This is a genomic window from Bradyrhizobium sp. AS23.2, from assembly GCF_001908185.1.
GTDB lineage: Bacteria > Pseudomonadota > Alphaproteobacteria > Rhizobiales > Xanthobacteraceae > Bradyrhizobium.
Genome location: NZ_LGHM01000269.1, coordinates 1 through 4,543 on the forward strand (window position 1 = coordinate 1; position 4,543 = coordinate 4,543).

General features: G+C 58.0%; 5 protein-coding genes and 1 pseudogene. 4 read left to right on the plus strand and 2 right to left on the minus strand.

The window, feature by feature from the left end:
* Positions 1-534 precede the first annotated feature (534 nt).
* The 3 genes and pseudogenes from dinB to AC630_RS47590 all read left to right on the plus strand — a co-directional run.
* Positions 535-1,447, plus strand: a pseudogene (gene dinB, locus AC630_RS40480) (DNA polymerase IV); the annotation flags it as partial.
* A 145-nt stretch (positions 1,448-1,592) separates the two neighbouring features.
* Complete coding sequence (locus AC630_RS47585) at positions 1,593-2,087, plus strand: CD36 family protein (protein ID WP_245330657.1); 495 nt, start codon at positions 1,593-1,595, stop codon at positions 2,085-2,087.
* 44 nt (positions 2,088-2,131) lie between these two features.
* A complete protein-coding gene (locus AC630_RS47590) occupies positions 2,132-2,524 on the plus strand; it encodes a hypothetical protein (RefSeq protein WP_245330658.1) in 393 nt (130 codons plus the stop codon).
* A gap of 112 nt (positions 2,525-2,636) precedes the next feature.
* Here AC630_RS47590 and AC630_RS40490 read toward each other — a convergent pair whose 3' ends face one another.
* Complete coding sequence (locus AC630_RS40490) at positions 2,637-3,008, minus strand: hypothetical protein (RefSeq protein ID WP_074123920.1); 372 nt, start codon at positions 3,006-3,008, stop codon at positions 2,637-2,639.
* A 92-nt stretch (positions 3,009-3,100) separates the two neighbouring features.
* Between AC630_RS40490 and AC630_RS40495 the strand changes: the two genes are divergently transcribed.
* On the plus strand, positions 3,101-3,562 hold the full coding sequence (locus tag AC630_RS40495) for a hypothetical protein (RefSeq protein ID WP_245330659.1): 462 nt from the start codon (positions 3,101-3,103) through the stop codon (positions 3,560-3,562).
* 160 nt (positions 3,563-3,722) lie between these two features.
* Here AC630_RS40495 and AC630_RS46035 read toward each other — a convergent pair whose 3' ends face one another.
* Positions 3,723-4,238, minus strand: a complete 516-nt coding sequence (locus tag AC630_RS46035; protein WP_167561379.1) for a hypothetical protein — start codon at positions 4,236-4,238, stop codon at positions 3,723-3,725.
* Positions 4,239-4,543: the final 305 nt, after the last annotated feature.

Consider the following 4,543-nt stretch of genomic DNA (forward strand, 5'->3'; position numbering starts at 1 on the left):
CCCGCGACCGGAACAATAAGACCAGCACCGACCAGACCAGGCTGTAAGCTTCTCTCATGAGACAGAAGCATTGCGCAATTCGGCCTCACGGGCCAGCTGGATTAGGTTTCCGGCAGGGACAGCTGACTGCAACTCGGCAATCTCATCCTACAATTCCGCTCTTAGCGATATTGAGAACTATCTAAGGCGCTACACTCGATGCCTGAGCTCAAGTAACGGAACGGATGATTGCTCTTCCGAGTTTCGCAGGCGGCGTTCAGCCCAAAGCGATTTCGAAAGCGCGGTATCGGAATATCAGTTGTACTGCCGCAGGTGAGATCAGATGGTAAAGGCAAACACAATTTAAGGACCAATGGCTATCGACACTCGCAAAATTTGGCAGATCTTCCGTAGGGGCGGCCTTTCGCTAGCGTTGCCCTCCTTCATCGGTGCTAGGTATTGGATTCGATTGGCGACACCTGCCCTGAATGCCCGCAGGCCGATGATGGCTGACTTCGCCGCGACTTGGCTTGCGGCCCGCTGTACAATCCGTGCATGCGCCCTTCCGATCCGGAACACGGCGTCTCCGTGGCACCTCACCGCAAGATCATCCACATCGATATGGATGCCTTCTATGCGTCGGTCGAGCAGCGCGACAATCCGGAGCTTCGTGGCAAGCCGGTTGCCGTAGGCGGCTCCGCGGAGCGAGGAGTCGTGGCCGCGGCGAGCTATGAGGCCAGAAGGTTCCGGGTCCGATCAGCGATGCCATCGGTCACTGCAAAGCGTCAATGTCCGGACCTGGTCTTCGTTAAGCCGCGCTTCGAAGTCTACAAAGCCATCAGTCGGCAAATCCGCGATATCTTCGCCGAGCACACACCCATCATCGAACCCTTGTCTCTCGACGAAGCTTACCTCGATGTGACCGAAAACCTTCAGGGCGTCCCGCTTTGCAAGGGATATCGCCCTGCTCATCCGCGAAAAGATCAAAGCCGAGACAGGCCTCGACGCCTCGGCCGGTATCACCTACAGCAAGTTTCTAGCGAAGCTCGCGTCCGATCACCGCAAACCCAACGGTCAGTTCGTCATCTCCCCCGAGATGGGCCCCTCCTTCGTGGACGCTGCCTGTTGGTAAATTCCATGGGATAAGCCCGGCGACGAGCGCCAAAATGAATGCACTCGGCATCTTCACCGGTCTCGACATGCGCAACCAGACCCTGGAGTTTATGAACACGAATTTCGGTAAGGCAGGAGCCTACTACTACTGGATCTCGCGCGGGCTCGACGAGCGGCGGTCCGAGCCAACCGCATCCGCAAGTCCGTCGGCGCGGAAAATACCTTCTCGACGGACCTCATCGAGTTCGATGCCATGGTCGCCGAGCTCACCCCGCTGATCGAAAAGGTCTGGCGGCACCGCGAGTCCACTAACACTCGGGGCCGAACTGTGACCCTAAACGTCACTATTGCAAACGTGCCGCCCGCTGCGAACTGTGACGGCTTATGGCTTGGCGGACATCGGGCTGTTGCTTAATGACCGGTAAGTGAAGCCCGCGGCCCGTACAATCTGCTAATTTGTGCGTGCACGATCCATTGTCTTCAGCCGGAACCGTTGCACCATGACCGATTATCATAATCTGGCATGGACCATGGGAAGTCGCTCCTGCGGCACCCTCGAGGATATGATCATCGTCCCACTCGTTGTGGTCGCGCAGGCCGCCAACAAACTCCTGCGTTTGATCCTTTCGATCCTGATGCGGCTGCTCGACTACGCCTTCCCTTTGGTAATGGAGATCGTCTGGCTTCCGCTCTTCGCGGCCAGGGTTCTCGGCAACGTCATCGTTGCTGCCATGAGCGGCGCGCTGCGCCTTGTTCCTCTTTCCGAGAGGAGCCGTCGACGATGGAGACTATCGATCCGCCAACACTGGTCGCGCCTGCGGCGAAAGATAAGCTATCACGCGTTCGAACGAGCCGTGCATCGTGCCTTTGATATCGGCATGGCTTGGGTGTTCCGGAAATGCCGGCATCTCACGCCGGGCGCCGCATTGCTCGTGATCCTGGGCGCAGTACTTTGGCTTCCGATCTCTTTTGGGCAGCGACGGCGATGCACGTAGTATTGCTTTCGAAGGTCACGTCCTGGCCAGCGTGGACGCAACTCTTGCATGTGCTGGCAGCGGTCATCGCGAAGAGCAAGCTCTTGGTGTTGCCGGTATACCCGGCAGCTTGGCCACAGGCCAAAAAACACCCCTTCGTTCAGCTCGCATTCAAGGGCTATGAAACCCTCAAGCGCATGTATGTGATCAGGAAGGCCGGCGTTCGCTATCGGCAGGCGGAGATCGTCGGCGTCGCCGCTGTTAAGGGGCTCGAGCGCACCGCCGGCGTTGGACCGGCTGTGAGGTGGCTGCGTAACGCGCACGTTGCTGAGCATCTTGGGGTCGAGAAGCCTACTCAGAAATTACAATCGTTCTTCTCTCGATGGTCAATCAAATTCTCGGCCGAATATTACGAAACAAGAGAACGGCACGTCCGATCATTAAACAGCAGCGGGTAGTGATCGCCGAGATGATCGCCAATCTCCCCCTTGGCCGCTTCTGGCCCATCGCGTCATTCCACGGCTGCGCGGCAACTGGGTCGCTTTGGGAGCGAAAGCTGACATCGACCGATCAGGTCACGCAGCGGCCGGGCGGCAGGAGCCTCGCGACTTCCGTGAGCACGCTGACCATGGGCTCGCAGGCGAGTGTCGGCTTACTGCTTTGATTTCGCGTCGGCTTGGTGGCGCGGACCTGCGCAGACGGAAGACGCAGCAGGACCGAGGTATCGGCGAGATCGTTCGGGCGCAGGGAAACCGTTTTCATCGGAACTGCAAGCGGCTTGAGGTCGCCGAGGCGATCTGCCTTGCTGGCGCGATTGACGACGTAGCTTGGCTGTTCGGCCTGCCAGCGGTCTACGAGGTCGTGACCTGAAGCGAACTGCACGGCTCCGAGCGTCAATGTGATCGCGACAGCGCCTAAGAAAGCTTTACGAACCTGTGACATTCTGTCCCTCGACCGATCGCGATTCGTCGCCATCTACGCAGCGCCCTTGGCCCGTCGTTTTCCCTAGTTGCCGAAGGTTTCACCATGCCTTCGTGAAAGCCGGAAAATGGTTTCATCCCTGTTTCGTCGCATTGAAGGAGGTCTTGGTTCCGGCCGGCACGTCTGGCGGTTTCGATTTTGATGCGGCTCTGCGATGGGCGCGATTTGATCCGCGAAAGACGTTGGCGCGCCGCCAAGACAGTGATCTCCCGTTCGTCCGCGACGACCGGATCGGAGGTCAGTCACTCCTGCTCGATACCTGCGTGTACATCGACCAGATGCAGGGCCGGACACCCGACAATCTTGAAGTATTGATCGCCAACCGACAGACCAACCACTCCAGCGTTGCTATCCAGGAGTTGATGGACACGATCGGTGTTCTCGATCCCGAGGACGGCCGTTCGCGTACCGCCATTGATGCAATACGCACCCTTATTCTGTCGGTGCCGGCGCGCACCGAACGTTCGTTCCTGATGCCGATGTGCTTGGGCGCGCGGCGCTGCTATCGGGTATGATCTGTCGCTTACAACGCTATGCCGGCGACTACAGGCTCCGCGCTTTGCTAGACTGCGTGCTGTTTTTGCAGGCGATAAAATCGGGCTTCTCGGTGCTGACCGCCAACGTTGCCGACTTCGATATCCTGCTACAACTGTTGCCGACGGGCAGAGTGCTATTCTATCGACGGAAATAACGTCCAAAAGAGCGGCGGCCGGGAAGTGGCGTCACATGTCGGCTATCCGGGGCACCGCGGACTCCAGCAAGCCGTCCGCCCGGCGCGTTTTCACGGCCTAGTTGCGCGACCGCGTCCCTGAGCTTCGATATTTCATGCTCAAAGAGGACGTTCGTAATACTTTCCTTAGCTGCGCTAGGGTCTTGTATGGTCTTGATTACGAGTTCTACCGCCGTTTCCAACAGGGAAGTGAAGTCACCATAGACATGCTCGCTTCCCATCTTGAAGCGCTGCTCGACACTCTCAATCACCTTCAATTGCGTCAGATTGTATTTCGCTTTTTGAAGAAGGCCTCCCGTAGCGAGTAAATGATTTCCATGTAGATGATGTATTGCCAAAACGCCTCGATGGAATGATAGTGGCCCTATCTGCGCACGGGCGCCGGTCATGGTCGCCACCGCAAAGACAAGAAGCGCGGCGACGATGATCCCGTCGACCACCCCGCGATGGGTGGCCAGCACCGGGCTTCGCAAAGAATTCGTCGGCGAGCTTCTTCGCCGTGCTGTCAATGAGCCTTTGGCCCAGCTGCGCGAGTTTTCCGCCAATCTGGGCGTCACGTAGTTCCGCCGGCCGTTTCTGAAAGATTGATCACCGCGCTACCCTGGGGCTCGCCGCATGACGCACGTCCAGTGTAGGCGAAGACTCTCAAAATCCGCGTCGCACGGACCGATAGAGGGCACTAGAGCGTGCTGTGTTTATACGGAAACATAGCCTGAGTTTTTGAGATAGTTGGCGCACTCTTCCTTGGAGAAGACGTCGAGGAGTT